We start from the raw sequence: 21,575 nt of genomic DNA, 5'->3' as shown, positions 1-21,575 counted from the left end.
GACGTGAAGTCCGCCGTGCATCCTGAACCCGGCTTTTCGATTTCACTAAGCGTATTCACAGCCGCCCTATGCGCCCCCAGGGAGATACAAAAGAACCCGGCCCCCCGGAGCCTCCCCGTATACCGCCCGTGGTTCCAAGCCCTAAGCAGCGGGCATACGAAGCTCCCCAGGAAGAGCGCTAAGCTCGTGCTAGCCCCCGGTTCAGCGGCCCTTGCCCGTCAGACGTGAAGTCCGCCGTACATCCTGAATCTGCGGCTCTGATTTCCCTAAGCATCAGCACAGCCGCCCTCAGCCCGCCAAAGGCCAGGAACCCGCCCTACCTCCCCCAAAAGAGCCTCCCATCCCATCCCCCGGAGGGCTTCCCTACTCTGGTGAAAGGCCAACAGTAAAGGCAAAGGCAGTCCATATTATGAATGCAACACCTAAAGTCCTGCGATCTGATCCTATCAGACCATAGAAACCAGGCTTTATTTAGGGTAGGGAAGCGAGGGACGGGGGATTCGGGGCCGGGCGGCCTATCCCGCAGGGGCTAATCACTTGAGGCCGGGCCTTAGAACGGGTTACGCAGAAGGCGGGAGAACCTCGCAGGACCCGGAACACTGTCCGAGCCGTCCTTTGGCGAGTTTGTTCCGGGCCCTGCCAATAAGAGGTTCTCCCGCCTTCGGAGTTACCCGTTCTTAGGCCCGGCCGAAGTGATTAGCCCCTGCGGGATAGGCCGCCCGGCCCCGAATCCCCCGTCCCTCGCTTCCCGGACCTTATACCCCCCAGCGAATTTCTGATTGTAAACGAATTCATTTTTATGTATAATGATTAAAGTGTGGGACGGAATGTGCATAATAATTATGAGTAGGAGATGAGTTGTGTGACAAGGCTGAAGGAGCTTTTTCGTAAAATAGATTACGAATTCTATCTGTTTGCTTTTCTTATGCTGGATCTGGTGGCCAGATGCCCGCTGGAAGTGAATCCCTGGATGACACCGAATTATATTTTGAATTTTGATCAGGGGTTCAGTACCCGGCTGCTGATCGGGTCCGTGGTCAAATTCTTTTTTCCTGATTTCGTGACGGGAAGGCAGCTGTTTCAGTTCGTGTTCGTTGCGTTGACACTGTTGAATCTGCTGGTGGCCGTTCTGTGCGGCAGGGTACTTAGGATGTACCGGAACGAGACCCGGGGCGTGATCTACGTATTAATGGCTTACCTGGCTTCCCCGGCGGCATTGACATATCTGGTCACGCAGGAGAATATGGGGAGGCTTGAGATCTATCTGCTGATCCTGACATTGGTGCAGATCGTGGTTTTATTGAGGGTGAAGAACGTTTTTGTAAAATATGCACTGGTTCTTTTACTGTCCGGAGCCTGCTGTATGATTCATCAGATCTATATCTTTATGTTTTTCCCTCTTGTGTTTGTCTGCGGCGTCTATAATGTGTTTGAGGCCAAAAATAAAAAGAAGGAACTGATCGTGGGCGGGCTGGTATTTGTGCTGATCGGGGCGTTTTTCCTCTATCTGCAGCTGTTCTCGTCCATTAATCTGAATAGCATCAGCGCAGTAAAGGCCTATATTGAAACCAGAACCGACTACGCGTATCTGGATGACAATATTTATTATGAATATTTCGCCCAGCTTAAGGAGCACTGGACGAATTTCTGGATCAGGGATCTGACTTATAATCTGAGGCATACGGTTGTGACGCTTATTTTCCTGCTGCCGCTGTTCGGGTTTATCGTGTCGATCTGGAAGAAAGCATACCGCTGCTGTAAGGAAAAAAGGATCAAATGGATGTTCACGCTGATGCAGCTGTCGAATCTGGCCATGCTGCCGGTATGGCTGATCATGGTGGACTGGGAGCGGTATATCGCGGTTCATATTATACTGGAATTCGGCATGATTCTGATTCTGCTGTATAAGAGGAATTCCTATATGATAACGGCTGTGAAGCAGACGGCGGCCGGTGTCGAGAAGCATATGTTCCTATATCTGCTGTTCCTGCTGTTTTTGTTTACGCTGGATAAGCTGGATGCCAGGTGTTATCAGCCGTATATTGTTGATTATCTGGCTAATATCGTGAAAATGTTTTTACCGGGCTGATAATCGGCGCGGAATATATCCGCTTTGTCCGTGGCAGACGAAGCGGGTATATTTGTTATATAGGAAAGTGTTAAAGAGTTTCGGCGGATAAATTAATAGCGCTCGAAATAAAGGAGGAATTCATATGAAAAAAATAGCGTTTATAGGTCTGGGAATCATGGGAAAATCCATGGCCAGGAACCTGATGAAAAATGGTTTCGAATTACATATCTATGCCCGGAGTAAAGAGAAGGTCCTGGATGTCATAGCGGAGGGGATGCATTATCATGATTCGATCGCCCAATGCGTGGAAGGCTGCGGCGCGGTGATCACGATTGTGGGTTATCCAAGCGACGTGGAGGAAGTCTATTTCGCAGACCGGGGAATCCTGGATTCCGCGGCGCCGGGTACTTATCTGATCGACATGACGACTTCCAGCCCGAAGCTTGCCAAGCGGATCGCGATGGCGGCGGAAAAGCGGGGCCTGCATGCCCTGGACGCGCCGGTAACAGGAGGAGACGTGGGGGCGGAAAAGGGTACCTTATCGATACTGGCAGGCGGTGAAAAGGCCGATTATGAAGCCTGCCTTCCGATATTCCAGGCGATGGGAAGCAATATTAATTATGAGGGGGAAGCCGGATTCGGACAGCATACGAAGATGGCGAACCAGATCATGATCGCCGGGACGATATCCGGTGTTAGCGAGGCGCTTAGCTATGCCCGGGCGAAGGGGCTGGATATACAGACGCTGCTGCGTTCCGTGGCTACCGGTGCGGCCGGCAGCCGCCAGTTGGATCTGATGGGCCTTAAGATGGTAAATGAAGACTACGCGCCGGGTTTTTATATCAAACACTTTATCAAAGATATGAAGCTGGCGGATGAGGAGGCAGAGGACAGTTCCCTGCATCTGGAAGTGTTAAAACAGGCGCTGTCGAACTACCTGGAGCTTGAGACGGAAGGATTTGGCGAGCTGGGGACGCAGGCGCTGATCCGGCACTATGAAGGGGAGAGAGGCGAGCAATGAAGCTGGTAATGTTGGGAACCGGGCATGCGGCGGTGACTGAAATTTATAACACTTGTTTTGTGATAACGGATGAGCGTATCGCGCCAAGCCGGCATTTTCTGGTGGACTGCGGCGGCGGGAACGGGATACTGACCCAATGCAGGCATGGAGGCATTGACCTGAGACAGATACATGATATCTTTATCACCCATGAGCATGCCGACCATGTGCTGGGGGTGGTCTGGATGATCCGGATGATCGGGACTATGATAGAAAAAGGCAAATACGAAGGCAACTTGCGGATTTACGGTCACAGCGGCCTGGTACCGGCCATTCGGACCATGGCGGAGCTGACGGTATCTGCAGGTATCTGCCGGAATATAGGGGGAAGGATACAGCTGATCCCCTTGGAATCCGGCGACCGGCAGCAGATTCTGGGCTGCCCTGTAACTTTTTTTGATATTGAGTCCACCAAGGCGAAACAATTCGGATTCACTATGGAATTACCGGATGGACAGAAGCTGTCCTGCGCCGGCGATGAGCCTTACAATGAGAAGAATTACGAATATGTAAAGGATAGCAGCTGGCTGATGCATGAGGCGTTCTGCCTCTACAGCGAGGCGGACAAATATAAGCCCTATGAGAAACATCACAGCACGGTCAGGGAAGCCTGCGAAGTGGCAGAGCGGCTCAAGATCCCGAATCTGATTCTGTACCATACGGAAGAAGATCACGGCGCAATGCGAAAAGAATGCTATAGCGCGGAAGGTAAACAGTATTATCATGGGAACCTGTATGTTCCGGATGATCTGGATGTCATAGAGCTGTAAAAGAAAAAATGGATGGAAGAAAAGCTCCTTTTTTATGGAACCGTTATGTGTGGCGGTTGAATGAAAAAGGAGTTTTACATTTGGTAGGTTACGATAGTCCAGAGCTGGTTCTGTTTCATCATAAAGCAGTTCACCTTTTTGTGGTGCTGGTAGCAGAAGAGAAAAAGGCGCTGAATAACCGGATAGTCCAGCAGATAACTATATTTGTGACGAATAACCATAGTTCGATCCTCCTGTTCAATATGTATATTAATATATATGCTTGTACCGGAAAATTATGCCGGTTTTCAAAACGGAATGAAATAATTAGTAAAAAACAATTGACAAATTGGTCTATAAGTTATAGACTAATCGTAGGACGATAACTTATAGACCAATTGTCCGCAAATAGGAACCGTATGATATATGGCAAATCAAAAGATAAAGAATATGGAGGGAGCAGAAATGAAATGTTATCGCATGACGGACAGCGAGCTTAAATTCGCGGAGCTTGTCTGGAAGGAAGAGCCGGTAGCTTCCGGGGAATTAGTAAAACTATGCGGCCGGAGTTTCGATTGGAAAAAATCTACGACCTATACGGTATTAAAGAAATTATGCGAGCAAAAGATCCTGAAGAATGAGCAGGCGGTCGTCACCTCGCTGATCAAAAAGGAACAATACCATCAGATCCAGGGGCAGGAATTTATCAATGAAAATTATGGCGGGTCTCTGCCAAGGTTCCTGGCCGCATTTATGAATCAGAAGAAATTATCGAAGAAACAGGTAGAAGAAATCCGGAACATGATTAATGAGTACGAGGAGGGATAGAAGATGGAGGGGGTATTTCTTTCGGTTTTTCATATGAGTCTTGTTTCCAGCTATATTATAGCAGTGGTGTTCTTTATCCGCCTGCTGCTGACAAGGGCTCCGAAGCTGTTTTCCTATCTTTTATGGGGCATCGTTTTTATCCGGCTGATCTGTCCGCTGTCTTTTGAGAGTGTCATAAGTCTGGTCCCTGCCCGGGTCAATGAGGTGCGGTTTGAGCAGTTGGTGCCGCAGGTATCCGGGAATGTCTCGGAGAATACCCAGACTCATACCGCTCCAAAAGAGAATCTGTATGATCCGATCTATGATGCGGTGGCGGATCAAAGCCCGCATCTTTCGGTCAACGGAATACTGGCGATTCTGTGGATCGGGACGGCCGCAGGGCTGCTGTTATATAATATCCTTTCCCTTATGGCGCTTCGCCGCAAACTGGCGGATGCGGAACCGATCGACCGCAACATCTACATATCCGGGCATATCCGCACCCCTTTCGTGATCGGGCTGTTCCGGCCTGCGGTCTATCTTCCGGCCGGGCTTACGGACGAAGAGGAGGAATATGTGATCCGGCATGAGCGGGTACATATAAGCAGGAGAGACTATCTGGTAAAGGCCGCGGCATTTTTTATCACCTGCATCCATTGGTTTAATCCGCTGGTATGGATCGCTTTTATCCTGATGAGCCGGGATATGGAAATGGCATGTGACGAGCGGGTTCTGCGTGAGATGGGGAATACGATTAAAAAAGATTACTCCAATTCCCTATTGTCCATGGCTATTCACGAAAATGGGGTTCTGAGCGCGCCGCTGGCTTTTGGGGAAAACGCAGTGAAGAGCCGGGTGAAAAATGTGCTGCGCTACAAGAAGCCGGCGTTTGGTTTGATCCTGTTCGTCACTGTGATCTGCGCGGTTTCCGCCTGCGGCCTGCTGACAGATCCGAAGGGAAATACGGCTGCAGCGGAGAATACAACTGCGGCGGAGAATACAACTGCAGCAGAGAATACGGCTTTGGCAGTTAACACAGCTGCGGCGGAGACTTCTGCGCCGAAAACTTCTGCACCGAAAACTCCTGAGGCATTGGCCGAAGCGTGGGCCAAAGCGTTTACCGACAGAGACGGGGAGCAGATATCGAAGCTGTTAGCGGATCAAAAACAGTTTGAAGAGCTGGGAGGGGAGGTGCTGGATGATGGAAGCTATTTCTTTGGATGGTCCAGCCCTTGGCCATGGGAAGACGACTATCAGATCGTGATGGGCCCGGAGAATTCGATGGTGATCTATTATAACGCGAATGTTTCGGATCCCCATATCACGGTCTGGAGAAATGATATAACGTATGAGGAGAGCAGCGGGGGATATCTGGTGTCAGATGTCCGGTTTACCCAGTATGATAGCGTTAGCTCCGCGGCGGAATTCGACGAAGCTTATTTCAGGCAGGGAGAATATGTTGTTCCGGATTATAAGGCAAAAGGGCTTACCGGGCCGTTACAGGAACAGTATGATACGGATACGAATGCCGAGTATTATAGCCCGCTGACAAAACCGGATTACGCAGCCCAGTGGCAGTTAAACCTGGCGGACGGGACCGCGGATATCGTAAGCCAGGGTGACAAAGAAGCGGTGGTGAGCTATCGCTGGACGGATGGAACCGTTATGATTCAGATGTATCAGCCCGAGAAGCAGGGGGAGGATGGAATCTGGATTGTACGGAGCGTGGATAAAGAGTAATCGCGGAAGCTTTGAAAACACAAGGCACCGGGATATTCCGTAACAGGGATTCCCGGTGTGTTTTTCCATTGAATACGATAGTTACTGATGAAAATAGTACCGGAAAGCCTTAACGATAAAATCAGCTGCGCCTTTCCCATATTTGGTGTCAGTGACTGCTTTGGAAATATCATTGCGGTAGCTTTGTATAATGATATTCCAGTACTCTTCCCCAACTTCGGACGTCAACAGCGATTCCTGGGTAAAAGTTACGATTTCACGGACGATATTCTGAATTTCTTCGGAAGCAGCGTCCTTATCCAGATCCATGGTCAGGGCAGCGTACAGGTCCTGATTCTTCTGCAACAGTTCTTCTTTCATTCCGGCCTGAGCCAGCTCCTGTTCCATGACTTGGGAGAAATGTTCCATGTTGTATTTCATGGCCTCCGTGTATTTTTCAACACTGCCGTACTGTTGAATGGCGAGTTGGGCTATATTGGATTCATCCTCCTTTGCTTTTTGAATAAACAGATTAAAATTATCGATGCTTCCCCAATGCTTGATGATTTCTTCCTCATTACTATTTTTAAAGCTTTCCAGCGCTTCGATATATCCTGACAGGTCGAATTCTTTGAAGCTCATACATTTTTCTCCTTTCTCCAACCGGCTGAGGAGCTCAACGAGACGGTCGATCCGATTGCGTTTTAATAAAAGCAGTTCCTTTTGCTTTTTAAAAGACTGAATTCTGTCATATTCGGGTTTTTGCAGTATTTCTTTTATTTCCTTCAGTTTGAACCCCAGTTCTTTGAAAAACAGAATCTGCTGCAGCTCCTGCAGGGTCTCGTCGTTATATAAGCGGTACCCCGATGGAGTCAACGCGCTGGGTTTCAGCAGATTGATTTCATCATAGTATTGTAGAGTACGTGTACTGATACCTGTTATATCTGCAACCTGACTTGTCGTTAACATACGTTCCTCCTTGTAGGTCTTTCCTGTAATCAGGAAAACGGATCAGAATTTGCCGGCGTATATTCTGGTCTGCCTTCCATAAGAAAAGAATACGTTATCACGTAACGTGTAAGTCAACAATTTTTATAAATTTTACCTTATAAATTATAAATTTTACCCTAAATTTAACCTTATAAATTTACCTTACTAATTTTTCATATCGTTCATACACCTGCGCCAAGTCCCGTACCCCAACAACCGCCCCAAATTCCTCAATGGCGGCGGAAGCAGCTGCATTACCAAAACGGGCGCATTCCACCGGCGGCATCCCCTCCGACAGTCCATAGAGAAAGCCTGCCGCAAACGCATCCCCGGCCCCGGTGGTATCCACGCAAACCGCATCGGAATAAGCCGGAACCAGCGCCCTTATATCTTTGCTTTTTATCAGGCAGCCTTTTTGTCCCAGTTTGATGACTACGGTTTTAACCCCGCATTCCAGGAATGCGTCCGCCGCTTCATCGGGATCGGTCTTCCCGGTTACCATCTGTGCTTCCTCCAGATTCGGAAAGAGGTAATCCAGATATAATAAAGCTTCTCTTAAGTCTTGTACCGTTTCCCTGTTTTTACATTTTGTCATATCCGCGCATAAGATCAGGCCGCCGGCCTTCGCATCTTTGAAGATGGAGGCCAATTCTTTTTTGCCGATCCACGGAAATACAAAGATGCTGGCAAAACAAAAGATGCGGGCGCCTTTTAGTACCTCACCTCTTAAATCCTCCCGATAGATCCGGCGGAGCGCGCCATTTCGATTCGTAAGAAAACTGCGCTCTCCGTCAGGGTGGACGAGCACCACATTGACCCCGGTATCCAGCCCTGGTTCTACGAGGATATGCTCCGTATCGATACCATATTGCCTGCAGTGATCCAGAATGACCCGGCCGGCCATATCATCCCCGACTTTGCTGACCAGCCGGACCGGTTTACCAAGCTTTGCCAATACAGTGGCCTCGTTCAGCGCGTCACCGCCCGTGTTCATGGTGATCCTGTCCGCAGGGACCGAACCTGCCCGCAGGAGCGAGATGTCAACCGGTCCCGCCGGGATGTCCAGGATAGCTGCGCCAAAGATGACTATATCAGATCCGTTTTCCATGATCGCACCTCCGATTTTTTCTAATAAAAACGTGATTTTATTATGGTTTGATTTCAGTATGAATTCTACTTAACAACAGTCTACTTTGGATAGGCTTTCCCGTCAATGTCAACCTCGGATCTGGTAAATGCGCACAACGAATGTTATAATAGCAATATAAAAAATAAAAGGAGATTCCTATGAAAACAGCATACGTAAAAGTACCTTTTCAGTTTAAATTTGAGGATGTTCCGGTACCCAAGTGCGGCAGCAATGAGGCATTGATCAAGGTGATGGCCTGCGGGGTCTGCGGTTCCGACATGAATGCGGCCAGAGTCGAGGCGCAAGACTGGCAGAGCTTTGGCCATGAGATCACGGGCGTGGTCATGGAAACAGGAGAGAATGTGAGTAATGTAAAAGTGGGGGACAGCGTGCTGGTGGAAAGCGGTTCCTACTGCGGGACCTGCGCCCAGTGCAGAAATGGCCGGCCGGATCTGTGCGCGTCCGGGACAGGTTTGTTTCAGTGGAAGATCTGTGGTTTTTCGGAATATATGACACTGGATAAACAGTGCCTGATTCCTTTTGATCCGGAAAAGATAGGCTACGCGCAGGGAACGGTGATCGAGCCTATGGGGGTGGCCCTGGATCTGTTCTATACGACGGATATCAAGTTCCAGGATGATGTGGCGGTGGTGGGCCTTGGACCGATCGGCCTGATGGCTTTACGTTTGGCAAAAGCCGCGGGAGCCAGAAACGTATACGGCGTTGTCCGCAATCGGAAAAACACGGCCAGAATAAAGCTTGCCAAAGAATTCGGGGCAACGGATATCATCTATACGGATGAAACTCCGCTGGAAGCATATCCCTTCCCGGCGGGAGGGGTGGATAAGATCATGGTGACCGCGCCTCCGAGCGTCATCGCATCCACGTTCCGGGCGGCCAATCTGGGAGCCGTGATCGCTTATATCGGGATCGATTACGGAGATAGGGGGACCATTAGCTTTGACGCCAATTATTTTCACTACAAAAAACTCCAGCTGCGGGCTTCCTACGCGGTTCCTGCCTTATATTTCCCGCGCTGCATGGAACTGATCGCGGATGGTGTGATCGATGTGGATAAACTGGTGACCAGCACGTTCCCGCTGGAAGATCTGGAGAAAGCGATGTGTACGCTGCGGGATGATAAGGAGAAAGAGATTAAAATGGTGATGGTTCGCCCGGAACTTCTGTAAAATTAGAACAAAAGGAAAAAGAGCGATGAAACTGGTGGATGAAAGTGTAAGGAAGGATCAGAAAAGACAAAAATATAAGCACAGGGCCGATCTGCTGTTTATCGCCGGCGCCGCGCTGTTTTTTATGATCTGGGCCTGGCAGTGGAACCGTTTCGATCTGGGCCTGGACGGCCCGGATGAGTGGATGCGCTTCGATATCATCCGCTACCTGACGGAACATTGGGATCTGCCCAGGGGAGACAATCCGGCAATTATCAATCCGATCTGGGGATTCAGCTATGCGTTCCATCCCTATATCCCGCACATGATCAGCGCCCTTTTCATCCGGATTGCCCGCTTCTTTACCGATGACATACATATCCTGGTTTTTACGGCCCGGCTGGCCAGCGTTATATTCGGCACCGGAACGGTTTGGATGTCCATAAAAATCGCCAGGAGGCTTTTAAAGGACAGGGCGGACCAATGGATCTTTCTGTTTTTAATCACCTTCCTGCCTCAGATGGTGTACTTGAACGCATATGTAAATTGTGAGTCCATGGCCATATTTTCCACGGCGGTTCTTATCTACGGGTGGCTGCGCGGCATGGACAGCCGGTGGAATTTAAAGTCCTGTATCCTTCTGGGGACTGGGCTGGCTCTGTGCGCCCTGTCCTATGTGACCGCCTATGGATTCCTGGTGTGCAGCTTTTTGTTCTTCTGCTTTTCCATTTTGCTGTGCCAGGAGAAAAAATGGGACTTTCCGGCGCTGTTTAAAAAGGGCGGCATCGTGCTGCTTGTATTCATGCTGCTGGCGGGCTGGTGGTTTATCCGCAACGGGATATTGTATCAGGGGGATGTCCTGGGTATCCGCTCCAGAGACCTGTGCGGGGAGATCCATGCCCAGGATCTCTATAAACCTTCCCTGCATCCTACCTATAAAAAGGACGGGCTGTCCTTTCTGAAGGGAGTGCGGGCGATGTGCGTGGGGCTTGGCTGGCACAGGGATACTTTTGAAAGCTTTGTGGGAGCGTTTTATGACACCTCCGTCCGGCTGCCTAAGCTTATATACAATCTGTATAAAATTCTGTTCGCGGCAGGAATCCTGGGCTGCCTGCTGTCCTTTCGAAAGCTTTTTTCCGTGAGAAAAGACGGCAGGTGGAGGGAAGAGGGCATCCTTCACTGGACGTTTGTTTTGGCAATTGTCATACCAAATTTTTTGAACCTGTACGCATCCTACGCGGTTGATTATCAGCCGCAGGGAAGGTACAGTATGCCTATGCTGCTTCCTTTTCAATATTTTATCACGTTGGGTATCACACAGATCATCGACAGGCTGGTCAAATTTAAAAAGGCCAGGGACGTGATAAAAGGAGCTTTGTGTTTCGGCCTCTTTTTGATTGCCGCCTATGCGCTGCGATATTACAGCCTTTGGATACAGGCGCAGTAGCAAAGAGAGGTAAAAGTAATTTTACATAGAGAAGGTTTTAATATTTCAAAGAAGGGAGAGGTTTTATGACAAGTGCAGTGTTAGAGGATTTTTTGGGCAGCCTCGCGGTATTGAGCGTGTTTTTGCTGATCGGGACGTTTCTGAGGGCCAAGCTTAAGATTTTCCAGAAGACCTTTATACCGGCCTCGGTGATCGGAGGGTTTCTGCTGCTGCTTCTGGGGCCCATCGTATCCGGCGTTCTGCCGATTCCGGATTCCTGGATCAGCACCTATTCCGCGCTGCCGGGGGTGCTGATCGTTCCCATAGTTGCCGCGGTTCCGCTTGGCATCCGGTTCGGCGGCGGGGGAAAAGGCGGAAAAAAGAACCGTATCGTACTCCCTTTGTTTTTCCTGATGTCTTTTGCGGCGGCATTCCAGATCCTGATCGGATTTTTGACCAATGCGGCGGCCGGGCTTAAGTACGAGATGTATCCGGCATTCGGCGTTGAGCTGCTGGCCGGCTTCTGCGGAGGGCACGGAACCGCCGGCCTGGTCGGAAATGCGCTGCAGAGCAGAGGGCTGCCATACTGGGAGCTGTCCCAGGGGGTATGTGTGACGACGGCCACCTTCGGGCTGGTGGGTGGAATCCTGCTGGGTATTCTGCTGATCAACTGGGCCGCCAGAAAAGGCTACACCTCGATTCTGAAGAAGCCCGGGGATATACCGGACACCTTTAAGGTGGGCTATATCAAAGATCCCGAGCAGCAAGGGCCGCTCTGTAAAGAGACCACGCTGCCGGCTTCCATCGATACGCTGGCATTTCACCTGGCTCTGATCCTGACGGTATGCGGCGTCTCCTATCTGATTCTGAACCTGCTGACGAAAAGCGGCATACCGGTCCTTAAGGATATCAGCGTATGGGCTTATGCCCTGCTGCTTATGTTCCTGGTATGGTGGCTGATGTGTAAACTGAAAATCGACTATCTGGTGGACAGCAAGGCGAAGAGCAGGATCACCGGAGCCATGACCGATTATGCGGTGATCGCTGCCATCGCCAGCCTGCCGATCCAGGCGGTGGCCTCTTATATCGTGCCGATCATTATCATGTGTGTGATCGGGCTGGCTGTTACGGCGGCGATTTTCCTGCTGGCAGGACGCCGTTACCTGCGCAGCAACTGGTTCGAGCACGCCATCGCGTCCTTTGGCATGGCCTCCGGCGTCTTCCTGACCGGAATCCTGCTTCTTCGGATCTGTGATCCGGAAGGGGAGAGCGAGGTGCTGGGAAATTACAGTATGGCCTATGTGTTTTTCAGTCTGCTGAATTTTGCGCTGCTTTCCTTCTACCTGAGTATTATCCTGACGAAGGGAGTGCCGGGCGTCCTTCTGGTCGGAGGGCTCGTGGCGTTAATCTCCTTTGCCGGACTGCTGTTCAGCGGCCGCAGAAGGGCGGGGGATTAAGCCCGCCGGCTTTTAATGGGAAGCCCGTGATATAAACGGAGAAGCTCATGATATGATGGAAAAAGTTAATATGGATCCAGATGGAAGGCGATGGGAAGAGTCAGGGTGATCTGATAGGAGTTGCCGTCCAGATGTTCGTTTAAGGAGCCGTGATGAAGCTCCAGAATTTCCTGGCAGGTGCGGATTCCCACGCCGTAGCTCTCTGGGTCGGGATGCTGGGAGACGGAGTTCTTCCCCTCGATTACCAGCTTCATATCGCACAGGCAGGCCTGATACCGGATCGGGACGGTGTTATCGGCGTATTTTAAAAGGTTGCTCTCCAGATTATTGAAGACACGTATCATCTGGACGGCATCTACCTTCAGGAAGAATTCATCCTGGATGTCGATGTGAATATCAACCTCGTACCCCTGATCGCACAGGACTTCTTTTAGGTTGTTGAGAAGGTAGAGGAGGAAGTCGTTCCCGGTGATCCATTCGTAGTGGAGCTCATATTCCGTACTTTTATTTACAAAATGTGTGAAAAGGTTGTCGGTCAGGTCACGGATAAGAGAGGATTTTTCTCTGATTTTTTCCAGGTACCGGGTCTGTTCTTCCGCAGGGATCGGATTTGGGGAGAGCATCAGATCCACGTAGCTGATGATGGAAGTCAGCGGGGTGCGGATGTCGTGGGAGATGGAGGTCACCAGGCGGTAATTCTTCTGCTGCATCAGTTCCTCGCTGCGGCGTTTGCTGTCCAGTTCCTGGCTCATGCGGTTGATGCTGTCGACCAGATCGGCCAGCTCGTCGTCCCGGTGGATGTCGATCTGATAGGTGAGATCGCCGCTCTCCAGGATGTGAATGCCCTTTTCGATGCGCAGCACGGCTTTCACCAACTTGCCGAATTCACGGAAAATGTAAGAGGAAAAGAGCAGAATACACAGGACGGCAATCGCGAATTCCAGGCGGTCTTCGATGCGCTTCCGGTACAGGATATTGACGGAAAGGTAGGCGGGGCCGTCTGTGAACCGGATAGTGACCGGTGTATATCCGATGTTGGATACGGATTTGGTAAACAGGTTTTTTGGAATATTTTGAGACAGGTAGCTCAAGGAATCGTATATGATCTGGTTATCTTTGATAAGCCAGATATGAACTAATTTTTGACGACGGTCCCACTCATAGATCTCGTCGGAATCCTTGCTGCTCAGCTCGTGCTCGGTTACGTAGCTTTGAAAATCTACCGTCGTCTCATCGATGACAGACTGATAGAGTTCCCGGTCGATATCCATGCGGTTCACATAGTAGTCGGCGGCCTCCACCATCAGTACGTAGAGAGAGATGCTCAATAAAGCCGCCGCCACCGCCTTCAGAAAGAAATGAAGGCCCAGCTTAGAGGGCCTGTATCCTTTGTTCCACATAATAGCCTTTCCCCCACATACTTTTAATGTATTCCGGCGTTTTCGGATCTGCTTCTATTTTTTTCCTAAGATTACTGATGTGAACGACGATCGTATTATTTTCCACATAACTGTAGGGTTCATTCCAGACCGATTCATATAGCTCCTGGGCGCTGAACACTTTGCCGGTGTATCGGATCATCAGTTCCAGGATTCCGTATTCGGTAGGCGTTAATAAAATGGGTTCCTGATTTAAGGATACGGTCTTTGTATTGGTATCCAGGGTCAGCCGGCCCAGTTCATAGACCCCGACCTGGGAACCGCGCCCGGGATGGCCGTAGATATAGCAGCGGCGCAGCAGGGCATTGACCCTCAAGAGTAATTCCGCATTGGAAAATGGCTTCGCCAGATAGTCGTCCGCGCCGGCCGAAAAACCGGCGGTTTTATCCGTCTCCTGAGTCCTGGCTGTGAGAAATAATATGGGGGCCATGGATTTGCCGCGGATCTCCCGGCAGGCAAAAAAACCGTCCTTAACCGGCATCGCGATATCCAAAATAAATAAATCTATGTCAGGGGAAGCGAAGCGGACCGCTTCCTCTCCGTTCTTGGCAAGTACGACTTGATAGCCTTCCCGTTTCAGGACGATATCCAGGATTTCCAGAATATCAGGATCATCGTCGGCCGCTAATATTTTAATCTGCTCCTTATGCATAGGTCAAATCCTTCTTTCTCCTTCGTCCGAATATTCTCAGATGTATCATAAAACAGACGATAAAGCTGATGAATAAAAAGAGATAAAAACTAATCCCCCGGCTGACGATCATAGCGGCAGCCAGCGCAGACTGGGGAAACAATAATCCAAAAGCCCACAAAAAGCCTCCTTCCGCCGCTCCGACGGCGCCCGGCAGCGGAACCGCGGATACGGATATGGTCAGTATGGACTGACAGGCCAGAAAATCCAGAAAGCCATGACCGGAAAAGCCCAGGCCGCAGTAGACAAACCAGGGAACCAGATTGAGGGCAGTCATTTGTACCATCGTAACAAATAGTACTTTAAAAAACAAGGATGGATTTTTTTTCACATAACCTGTTTTCTCGTGATAGGTCCGGACAGATTCCTGAAGGCGGCTGCGCGTCGCCTCCGGTTCCCGGATCAGATGGAGCCTGTTTCCGAATCGGACCGCCGCATTCACCAGGAAGGGGACGGCTCTTTTGGAATACATGATCAGTAGTATTCCGGCTACCGCCGCCGCGTTCATAATCACTCCATAGACCAGCAGCAGTCCCAGTTTCCCGGCCATCTGCCCGGCCAGTCCCGGCCGGATCAGCCACATTAGACCTCCAAGCAAAAGCATGGCGATCTGATAGAGCAGTACGATGAAAAAGATGGCGACAGAGGAATAAGTAACGGGAATGCGGTCCTTGTTCATATAATACATCTGCATCGGCTGCCCTCCGCTGGATGACGGGGTGATCGAACTGAAATAAAAACCGATAAACGCGTATCCGATACAGCGCCGGAATGGTACCGTCAGGGCAAGGTCATGAAAGATCAGCTTCATATTTACCGCCTCACAGCCGACGAACACAAACATCATGCCAAGGCCTGCCAGCAAATAGAGAGGGTTTGCTTTTCCAAGGGCCTCTATGAGCTGCTGCGGCGAGTAGTCCTTTAAGAAAATCCAGACGGTAAGAGCGGTTAAGGCAAGAAGCAGCAGAATCCCACCGGCCTGTTTTTTCGGTTTTGCAGTATCATTCATTTGGCTTTAGCTCCTCTATCGTTTTAAAAACATAATCCCTTTCTAAAAGGGGCAGGGCCATGCGTAGCGCTTCGATGGTGCGAAGGGGCGCCCCTTTGGAGCCCCCGGTCTTTTCGCCTGCGTCGTGCAGGCACAGAACGGCGCCGTCAAAGACCCGCGCCAGAATCCGGTCTTTGGTGCGCTGAACCGTGGCTTTTGCCTGCCAGTCCTGCACCATGACATCCCAGAGCACCAGCCGCAGACCGTACTGTTTTAAGAAATACCCGGTAAAAGGATTGCGGGCCCCCCAGGGAGGCCGGTAGCAGCATGGCCGGCAGCCAAGTTCCTTCATAATTTCAAAGCTGTACTGAAAATCTTTTTTCAAATAGGGATAAGAACTAAGCCACGCATGACGGTGGCTGTAGGAATGCATTGCCACCTGATGATGTTCCGCCAGCATCCTGTGGATCAGATCGGGATTGTTTTTTGCGTTGGTAGCCACCACGAAAAAAGTGGCCGGTATTTGATGTTCCTTCAACAGATCCAGCAGAAGTCCGGTGTAACGCGGGTCCGGTCCGTCGTCAAAGGTTATAGCCAACTGCTTCATATAGATAATTGTCCTTTCTTAATTGATAGAGAGCCTGCAAGGATGCGTGATCCAGAGCCTTCTTTGCCACGTCCAGTATAGAATTCTGGGCGTAATAGGCTTTTAAGACGCGCATATTTTTGCGCAGGATCTGCATTTTCCGGTCATCAGACAGAAAACTGCAGACGTTTCGTATCCCTTCCACTGTGTTTTCCCGGATCACAGTGCCGATACGCATCACCTCCAAGAAATCCCCATTATAGATCTCCTGGCGCAGAGCCGGATTCCAGGCAAAAATAGGGGTTTCGCTGTGAATGGCCTCGAATGTTGTGATTCCGCCCGGTTTTGTGACGATGGCGTCGGCTTCCTTCATATAAGCCGGAATATCATTTACATAACCAAGAACCCGCAGGGAAGGATAAGCGGCGCTCAGTTGCCGCCGGAGGCGCTTGTTTCTGCCGGTGATAATCGTGGTCTCCAGCCGGTTGGACTGTGACTCCAAATATTGATAGAAACCGGGAGTCGTGGGAAGCATGCCTAACCCGCCGCCCATAATCAGCAGCTTCTTTTTAGCAGTTTCCGCGAGGGGAGATCCTGCCTTAAGTTGGTAATCGGAAGAGGGCATACCAGGATCGTCGAACCTGGGGCGGACCGGAATGCCGGTGACTGTGATCCTGCCGAAGGGAACGCCCTTTTTGATCAGTCCCTGCCTCACGAGCTCGGAACCGACCATATAGGCGTCGGTTTCCTGGTGAATCCATTCGGAATGGGCGGTGATATCAGTCACACAGGTAATGAGGGGGACCGGATTGCCTGTTTTCTCCCGATAATAACAGACAGTCTGAGAGCAGAGCGGGAGGGTGGCTACGATCAGATCCGGCTGTTTTTCCCGGAGGAGATGACGGAAACGCCAGAACATCAGAGATGGTACCTGGGGTTTGAAGTCCGTGTTTTGGTTTTCCAGGCGGCAGTATCTGTCATTATAATATTTTTGCGCATGCCGGACGATCCAGCTAAACAGCCGGTATCCGGGCCGGGAAAGACGCGGGAATACATATTGGAACCAGTCGATGACCTCAATATCTGCATTTGGCTGTATAAGCTTCCAGTGTTCAGCGATGGCGCTGGCCGCCATATAGTGTCCCATCCCGAATTTCCCGGTCAGTATTATGATATTCATATCAAAGCCCCCTTCTTTTTTGCATGGGTACCTATGCCCGGAAGATATATAGGAAATTTTATCCAACAAATCTTCAGATTTGCAGAAGATATTTATAAAGAAAAAAGAAGGAAAATCTAAAAGATTCTTTACGAATGAGACGGAAAAGTCTAAACTGGTGATAAGGGAAAAGGTAAGAAGAATTTAATGAGCGGAATAAGAAACAGAAATAAGAGCGACAAAGATTACAGAATAAAGATTACAGAAAAATAAGATTATGACACGGGAGGATGTTCTATGAAAAAGAAGAGGGTAATATTAAAAAGTATCCTGGCGGTTTTGGGGGTATTTATCCTGGTTGTACTGGGATATGTGATCTATGTATTTGCCAGTTACCACAGGATTGAAGACCATTTAGCCGTGGAGCCTGAGAATAATGTGGATGCCGTGGCACAGACGCAGACACCCTATAAGATAACCACGTTTAACATTGGATTCGGAGCGTATTCCACAGATTACAGCTTTTTTATGGATGGAGGGAGCGAATCCCGGGCGTTCAGTAAAGACGCGGTGATCGAGAATACGGACGGGGCGGCCGGTTGGATCAAAGAGCTGGACCCGGACTTCGCATTTTTTCAGGAAGTGGATCTTGACGCCACCAGAAGTTATCATGTGAATCAGTATGAGATGCTCAAAGAATGGTTCCCGGATATGGCCGTGGATTTCGCCCTGAATTTCGATTCCGCTTATCTGTTTTATCCGATTCTGGAACCCCATGGGAAATCCGTGGCCGGCCTGGCCACATTTTCCAGATACCGGATCGAGAGCGCCATGAGAAGAAGCCTGCCGATCGATACCAGCCCGATGAAATTTGTGGATCTGGACCGGTGTTACGTGGTGAGCAGAATTCCGGTGGAGAACGGCCGGGAATTATGCCTGTATAACATCCATCTGTCCGCCTATACGAAGGACGGAACGATCCGGGAAGACCAGATCCGGATGCTGTCGGGAGATATGCAGCAGGAATATGAGAAGGGAAATTACGTCGTCTGTGCGGGAGATTTTAATCAGGATCTGTATGGGAACTCCGCCGAGATCTTCCAATCCAAGCAGGAGACCCCCGGCTGGGCGGAGGCCTTTCCAAAAGAAATGCTGGGAGAGGGGCTGCGTCTGGAGCTTCCGGAGATTACGGAGGATCTGGTTCCCACATGCCGGAATGCCGACCGCCCCTATGTAAAAGGGGAAAACTTTGTCACGGTTCTGGATGGATTCATATTATCCGATAATGTGACGTGCACGGCGGTGGAGAATATAGACGCCGGGTTCCGCTATTCGGATCACAATCCGGTGCTGCTTACGTTCCAACTGGAAGAAAAGTAAGCTCCTATTTAAGATTTATTTTATTCCATAGCAAAGGCGCCTATGGAAGAAAAGCACAAGTGCTAGTTATCATGATAATCCTGCGGATACACAGCCGCAGCCATTTCATGCAAAGTACCGATGATATGCTGGTTCGGGATAAGACAGCCGGACCGGTCGATTGCGTGGACCTCCAGGTTCTGAACCGCGGTAATATTTTCCCAGCCGGGCCGGTTCAGAATCTCTTCCACGGCATCGGCATCCTGGCCTGCGCAAGCGGTTAGAATCACATCGGGATTTGCTTCCAGGGCCTGCTCTTCTTCCAGGGATACCCAGCCGATCTCTTGGGCCAGAACATTTTTGGCGCCGATGATCTCCAGCATTTCATTGAGATAAACGCCGGTTCCAAAGCTTTGGATCGAGGGAAGTCCGGAGAACTCAAACAGCACGGTTTTCGGGTCTGAGATGGTCCGGCCGATGGACGCTGTCTTCTGAATATCGATTTCCATATCCGCAACTATGGTTTCACCTTCCATCGTTTTTCCAACACAGTCGGCGACAAACTGGATATCATCCTCGATATTCCCCAGCGTGTGGGAAGGAGGGATTTCCGCTACGCAGATACCGGCTTCCACAGCGGCCTGATACAGATTCTGTCCGGAGGGCGCCATCGGGGTGTCGGTAAAAACGATATCCGGCGCAAGAGAGAGCAGCTTTGGTATATCCGGCGACAGCGGATCGCAGACGGCGATATCCGCATCCAGATCCTTAATGGTTTCCCGAGAATCCGGGTCCACGCAGACGATGCGGCCGGAAAGCCCCAGATCACAGAGCAGTCCGGTGACGGCTGGAGTGAGGGATACGATTTTATTGGTTTCTTTGGGAATGGCGATCTCATTTCCGGCCCGGTCAATACCGGGGAGCGTACTGGCCAGGGTTTCCGCTTCCGATTCCAGCGAAGTTCTGCCTTCTGTCCCGTCCGATTCGGCGGAAGATCGGGCAGGCGCCGGCGAATCAGCCGGTTTTGTGGAGGCCGGCGTACTGCCGCAGGCGGTCAGCGAGAACAGCAACCATACCGCGAGAAGGACAGCAGAGGATTTTTTCATGATTTAAAGCGCCTCCCAGTCTCCGGATTTTATAATTTCTTTATAATACTGAAGCTCATCGGCGATCAGTTCGTCGATCACCTTCATGCCCAGAAGCTCTACGGGAGCCTTGTCATCGGTCAGAATCCGGTTCCCGCCCTTTTCCGGCGTAAGTCTGCCGCTGACCTGCTCCATCATAGCCGCGAGAGACGGATCGGCGATCGATGCCCGGTCCTGGTCGAAGACCGCCAGCATATCCGGATTTCCGGATGCAAAAAGTTCTATATTGGTGCCCCGTTCCAGAACGGCCGTGTAAACCTGCGGAAAAACCGAGGCGATGGTATCGCAGAGATATTCATTGATAGAGCCCTCCTTAGAGGAGTGCATATTCATATTGACCACCATCACACCATCTTCGTTCAGATGTTCCTTCACCATGGTAAAAAATTCCACGGAAGACATCTGGAACGGAATCGTAATATCCTGATAGGCATCCACCATAATGACATCATATTTTTTCTCTGTGGACAGATAAGCCCGTCCATCATAAACGCTGACGTCCACGCTTTCCGGCAGATCAAAATAAGTGTCCGCCAGCTTTACAATCTTCTCATCGATCTCCACACCTTCAATATTGGCATCAGGCAGATATTTGGTACATAAGGACGCGTATGTGCCGGTTCCAAGACCCAGAATCAGAATGTCGGCGCCCGGCTGGTTCCCGATTCCGGCCATATAGGGGGCGGCCATGGCATAATCATAATACATGCCGGTCAGATCCGCATTTTTCATCTTGATCGACTGCACACCGGCCAGAACATTGGTGGAAAGGATGATGCTGGAGTCGTCCTCCTTCACCTGCAGATAATTATAGATCGATTCCCCCTCGTAGCTTAAGTCCTTTTCCCAAAAAGCGAAGCTGTATTGGACGGAGGAGAGGCTGAAAATTCCGATCAGCAGGACGCTGACCACGCATTTGACCAGCTTTTTTTTCACGGTGAGGAAATAAAGGATGCCCAGCAGCGCCAGAACGGATGAAAATATAATGAATGTGGCCGCGGTTCCCACGGCGGGAATGGTGACAAAGGTAGGCAAAAAGGTGCCGATGATACTTCCTATCGTATTTAACGCGCCTAATCTTCCGACGATTTCCCCGTTATTCTCCAGATCTTCCATCGTGTATTTTACCAGAGACGGGGTGACGGTTCCCAGCAGCATCAGCGGAAATACAAAGATCACCAGGCAGCAGATCAGGGAAGCCCAGACCAGGAAGTTCTTTTCCACCACCATGGCTACCGCCAGGGAAATTCCGGCTATGACATATTTGCCGGCAAAGGGTATCGCGGCGATCCAGATCGCGGCGATCAGGAGACGGCCGAACAGCCGTCCCGGGTCCGGATTCTTATCCGCCATCCGGCCTCCCCATATATTGCCAAGGGCCATGGCGATCATGATCGTACCGATGATCACGGTCCAGACGATCTGGGAGGAACTGAAATAGGGTGCCAGCAGACGGCTGGCACCCAACTCAATCGCCATAACCGACATACCGGCGAAAAATTCGGTTGCATACAGAAAATACTTGCTTCTCAATAAATTTTTCTTGTCCATATAATACTCCTTTATCCTGTCGTTGAATTAACATCTTAAAGAGTATTATAAAAAATCTCGTGGACTTTTACAACTAAAAG

Annotated in this window: 19 protein-coding genes; 9 read left to right on the top strand and 10 right to left on the bottom strand. The window is 50.3% G+C overall.

Annotation, left to right across the window (positions count from 1 at the left end; all coding sequences use genetic code 11):
• Positions 1-862 precede the first annotated feature (862 nt).
• From KTH89_RS05885 to KTH89_RS05875, 3 genes are all read left to right on the top strand, one after another.
• A complete protein-coding gene (locus KTH89_RS05885) occupies positions 863-2,089 on the top strand; it encodes a hypothetical protein (protein WP_238721023.1) in 1,227 nt (408 codons plus the stop codon).
• Between the two features lie 124 nt (positions 2,090-2,213).
• Positions 2,214-3,092 (top strand): NAD(P)-dependent oxidoreductase, encoded by an 879-nt coding sequence (locus KTH89_RS05880; protein WP_158348023.1) that lies wholly within the window; start codon positions 2,214-2,216, stop codon positions 3,090-3,092.
• Complete coding sequence (locus KTH89_RS05875) at positions 3,089-3,901, top strand: MBL fold metallo-hydrolase (RefSeq protein ID WP_238721022.1); 813 nt, start codon at positions 3,089-3,091, stop codon at positions 3,899-3,901. The genes KTH89_RS05880 and KTH89_RS05875 overlap by 4 nt, the downstream gene beginning before the upstream one ends.
• Before the next feature lie 74 nt (positions 3,902-3,975).
• Here the strand turns inward: KTH89_RS05875 and KTH89_RS05870 are convergent, their stop codons facing one another.
• The gene (locus KTH89_RS05870) at positions 3,976-4,122 is read right to left on the bottom strand and encodes a hypothetical protein (protein WP_238721021.1); all 147 of its coding nucleotides are present in this window, start codon (positions 4,120-4,122) and stop codon (positions 3,976-3,978) included.
• 223 nt (positions 4,123-4,345) lie between these two features.
• Here KTH89_RS05870 and KTH89_RS05865 point away from each other — a divergent pair, with 223 nt between their 5' ends.
• On the top strand, positions 4,346-4,708 hold the full coding sequence (locus tag KTH89_RS05865) for a BlaI/MecI/CopY family transcriptional regulator (RefSeq protein ID WP_158348019.1): 363 nt from the start codon (positions 4,346-4,348) through the stop codon (positions 4,706-4,708).
• Positions 4,709-4,711: 3 nt separating this feature from the next.
• Entirely contained in the window at positions 4,712-6,427 is a 1,716-nt protein-coding gene (locus KTH89_RS05860) for a M56 family metallopeptidase (protein ID WP_238721020.1), read from the top strand.
• 81 nt (positions 6,428-6,508) lie between these two features.
• Here KTH89_RS05860 and KTH89_RS05855 read toward each other — a convergent pair whose 3' ends face one another.
• Both KTH89_RS05855 and KTH89_RS05850 read right to left on the bottom strand, forming a co-directional pair.
• Complete coding sequence (locus KTH89_RS05855) at positions 6,509-7,375, bottom strand: MerR family transcriptional regulator (RefSeq protein ID WP_158348015.1); 867 nt, start codon at positions 7,373-7,375, stop codon at positions 6,509-6,511.
• 178 nt (positions 7,376-7,553) lie between these two features.
• Entirely contained in the window at positions 7,554-8,504 is a 951-nt protein-coding gene (locus KTH89_RS05850; RefSeq protein WP_238721019.1) for a carbohydrate kinase family protein, read from the bottom strand.
• A 179-nt stretch (positions 8,505-8,683) separates the two neighbouring features.
• Here KTH89_RS05850 and KTH89_RS05845 point away from each other — a divergent pair, with 179 nt between their 5' ends.
• The 3 genes from KTH89_RS05845 (at position 8,684) to KTH89_RS05835 (ending at position 12,577) form a co-directional block, all read left to right on the top strand.
• The gene (locus KTH89_RS05845) at positions 8,684-9,715 is read left to right on the top strand and encodes a zinc-dependent alcohol dehydrogenase (RefSeq protein WP_238721018.1); all 1,032 of its coding nucleotides are present in this window, start codon (positions 8,684-8,686) and stop codon (positions 9,713-9,715) included.
• 25 nt (positions 9,716-9,740) lie between these two features.
• A complete protein-coding gene (locus tag KTH89_RS05840; protein WP_238721017.1) occupies positions 9,741-11,141 on the top strand; it encodes an ArnT family glycosyltransferase in 1,401 nt (466 codons plus the stop codon).
• Positions 11,142-11,206: 65 nt separating this feature from the next.
• Positions 11,207-12,577: a sodium/glutamate symporter gene (locus tag KTH89_RS05835; RefSeq protein ID WP_238721016.1), complete on the top strand. Its 1,371-nt coding sequence runs from the start codon at positions 11,207-11,209 to the stop codon at positions 12,575-12,577.
• A gap of 65 nt (positions 12,578-12,642) precedes the next feature.
• Here KTH89_RS05835 and KTH89_RS05830 read toward each other — a convergent pair whose 3' ends face one another.
• The 5 genes from KTH89_RS05830 to KTH89_RS05810 are packed head-to-tail and all read right to left on the bottom strand — an operon-like array spanning position 12,643 to position 17,461.
• Positions 12,643-13,977, bottom strand: coding sequence for a HAMP domain-containing sensor histidine kinase (locus KTH89_RS05830; RefSeq protein ID WP_238721015.1), 1,335 nt, complete (start codon positions 13,975-13,977; stop codon positions 12,643-12,645).
• Positions 13,949-14,668 (bottom strand): response regulator transcription factor, encoded by a 720-nt coding sequence (locus tag KTH89_RS05825; protein ID WP_238721014.1) that lies wholly within the window; start codon positions 14,666-14,668, stop codon positions 13,949-13,951. The genes KTH89_RS05830 and KTH89_RS05825 overlap by 29 nt, the downstream gene beginning before the upstream one ends.
• Positions 14,661-15,716, bottom strand: a complete 1,056-nt coding sequence (locus tag KTH89_RS05820; protein WP_238721013.1) for a lysylphosphatidylglycerol synthase transmembrane domain-containing protein — start codon at positions 15,714-15,716, stop codon at positions 14,661-14,663. Before KTH89_RS05820 ends, KTH89_RS05825 begins: the two co-directional genes overlap by 8 nt.
• Positions 15,709-16,302 (bottom strand): polysaccharide deacetylase family protein, encoded by a 594-nt coding sequence (locus tag KTH89_RS05815; RefSeq protein ID WP_238721012.1) that lies wholly within the window; start codon positions 16,300-16,302, stop codon positions 15,709-15,711. Before KTH89_RS05815 ends, KTH89_RS05820 begins: the two co-directional genes overlap by 8 nt.
• The gene (locus tag KTH89_RS05810; RefSeq protein WP_238721011.1) at positions 16,277-17,461 is read right to left on the bottom strand and encodes an MGDG synthase family glycosyltransferase; all 1,185 of its coding nucleotides are present in this window, start codon (positions 17,459-17,461) and stop codon (positions 16,277-16,279) included. The genes KTH89_RS05815 and KTH89_RS05810 overlap by 26 nt, the downstream gene beginning before the upstream one ends.
• 276 nt (positions 17,462-17,737) lie before the next feature.
• Between KTH89_RS05810 and KTH89_RS05805 the strand changes: the two genes are divergently transcribed.
• Complete coding sequence (locus KTH89_RS05805; protein WP_158348001.1) at positions 17,738-18,820, top strand: endonuclease/exonuclease/phosphatase family protein; 1,083 nt, start codon at positions 17,738-17,740, stop codon at positions 18,818-18,820.
• 62 nt (positions 18,821-18,882) lie between these two features.
• Here the strand turns inward: KTH89_RS05805 and KTH89_RS05800 are convergent, their stop codons facing one another.
• Positions 18,883-19,905 carry an ABC transporter substrate-binding protein gene (locus KTH89_RS05800; protein ID WP_238721010.1) on the bottom strand — a complete coding sequence of 341 codons (1,023 nt, stop codon included), beginning with the start codon at positions 19,903-19,905 and terminating at the stop codon, positions 18,883-18,885.
• Positions 19,906-19,908: 3 nt separating this feature from the next.
• Positions 19,909-21,495 carry a spermidine synthase gene (locus tag KTH89_RS05795; RefSeq protein WP_238721009.1) on the bottom strand — a complete coding sequence of 529 codons (1,587 nt, stop codon included), beginning with the start codon at positions 21,493-21,495 and terminating at the stop codon, positions 19,909-19,911.
• Positions 21,496-21,575 lie beyond the last annotated feature (80 nt).

This window comes from Diplocloster agilis (assembly GCF_019042275.1).
Lineage (GTDB): Bacteria > Bacillota > Clostridia > Lachnospirales > Lachnospiraceae > Diplocloster > Diplocloster agilis.
Note: the sequence above shows the minus strand (reverse complement) of the source record. Positions and strands in the feature narration are given on the sequence as shown.